Source organism: Pseudoalteromonas sp. TAB23 (genome assembly GCF_000498075.1).
Classification (GTDB): Bacteria; Pseudomonadota; Gammaproteobacteria; order Enterobacterales; family Alteromonadaceae; genus Pseudoalteromonas; species Pseudoalteromonas arctica.
Genome location: NZ_AUTP01000024.1, coordinates 1 through 1,307 on the forward strand (window position 1 = coordinate 1; position 1,307 = coordinate 1,307).

The window sequence follows — 1,307 nt, forward strand, 5'->3', positions numbered from 1 at the left end:
CCAGCCGGCATAAGGAGTCGAGCATTAAATACTTCGTATGCAATGCGGGCTTTATTAGTTGCACCTGCGTAAAGCGTTGTAACAATTGATGCTGTTTGCGTAGCCTTGGTTTGCGCCATTGTTTGCGCTGTAGTTAACGCGCTCACTGCGCGGGCTTTATTTGTAGCCCCTGTAGATAGCGTTAACGATGCTGCAAGCGCTTTGTTTGTTGTTGAGTAAAGCGCTGTCGCGTACTTTAGGCCACTTATAATTGGCGTTAATACAACCGACGCATATTTAAACAACCCCATAGCAAAGTTAACTAGGCCAAAGGCTGTTACTAAGCCCACCACGCCAACTACAACGGTTGCTATTGCGCTGGACAAAATAGGGAATTGCTCGGTTAGCGAGACGATGCCATAAAACATGGTAGCTAGCATTGAAACAAAAGGTTCTACCACTGGTAGTAATCGCTGACCAAGTGCTATTGATGCAGAGTTAAACGAACCTGCTAATTGGCTCCACGGCGTTTTCATGTCGTCCGCCATTTTTGCAACGTTTGCCATACCGCTAATATTGCTTAAATCTTTTACTTGGTTATCTAACCCGTCTATATCTTTTATTAATAATTTAATTAGCGACGACGCTTCGGCTGAGCCGAACGCGGATGCTATTGCGTCAATGTCGACCTGCTTAGTTAAACCATTTGTTTTATCATTAATGAGCTGCAGTATATCTACCATGGGCAGTAGCTGCCCTGAGCTATCGGTAAAGTTTAAGCCGAGTGCTTTTTGCGCCTTGCCTGCGCCTGCTTCAAATGCCTTTAACTTTGTTGCTGATTCGCTGCCGCTCATGGTTGATTGTAGTCGGCCTAAAATAGCAATTTGCTCAGCTATTGGCGCAGACGACGAAGCACCCAACGCACTAAACGCGGACGCCATTTCTTTACCGTCGGTTTTGTAGTCGGTTACTGCTTTGGCTGTAATACCTGCAATGTCTTCTGCCCACTTTACTTTGCCCATTTTGTCGGCCGTATCTTTAAATACGCCGTACATTGTGCCCATGTAATCGGTCACTGTTGCAGCGTCGGCTTTAGTGGCTTTGGCAAGTACGTTTGATATTTCGGTAACCTTTGATAGTTCGTCGCCTGTTATTCCTGACATTGCTGATTGAATATCGTAGGCGCTGCGAACAAAGTCGGATGCGTTGCCGCCAAAATTGGCGGTAAACTCTAATGAAGTTTTGTTTAATTTTTGTAATGATTCGTCAACTACGCCCAGCGATTTCACTTCACCCAATGCGGCGGCCTGATCTATTGCTGGCGCAAG

The 1,307-nt window shown here is 45.8% G+C and carries 1 protein-coding gene; it reads right to left on the reverse strand.

Features of this window, described 5'->3' with window-relative positions:
• Nucleotides 1-1,307 (reverse strand): phage tail tape measure protein (locus L654_RS0100400; protein ID WP_024606929.1); only part of this gene is annotated, 1,307 nt, incomplete at both ends.